Raw genomic sequence first — 361 nt, 5'->3', positions numbered from 1 at the left:
TAATACACTACATTCACATATTAATCAACTTCAGCAAGACATAGAAAAAGAAAAACAATTAGAAAATACAAGAAAAGAATTTATCGCTGGTGTATCACATGAACTGAAAACGCCTTTGAGTATCATGAAGAGCTGCATATCGATTTTAAAAGATGGTGTCGCAAGCCATAAAAAGGATTACTATTTTGAAGCAATGGCAAAAGAAGTGGATAAGATGGATATGTTGATTGTCGATATGCTTCACTTGGCTAAATTTGAATCTGGAACGTATAAAATGGATATGGATATTTTCTATATCGATCAATTAATCGAACAGATTTGTAAATATTTATCTTTAGAAATAACGAATAAGGAATTACAA

At 30.2% G+C, this 361-nt stretch carries 1 protein-coding gene; it reads left to right on the top strand.

Annotated elements, in window-relative coordinates; all coding sequences use genetic code 11:
* The coding region (locus MR143_RS33755) for a cell wall metabolism sensor histidine kinase WalK (RefSeq protein WP_242281305.1) at window positions 1–361 on the top strand (361 nt) is incomplete at both ends.

This window comes from Bacillus cereus group sp. BfR-BA-01347 (assembly GCF_022663835.1).
Classification (GTDB): domain Bacteria; phylum Bacillota; class Bacilli; order Bacillales; family Bacillaceae_G; genus Bacillus_A; species Bacillus_A thuringiensis_K.
Note: the sequence above shows the minus strand (reverse complement) of the source record. Positions and strands in the feature narration are given on the sequence as shown.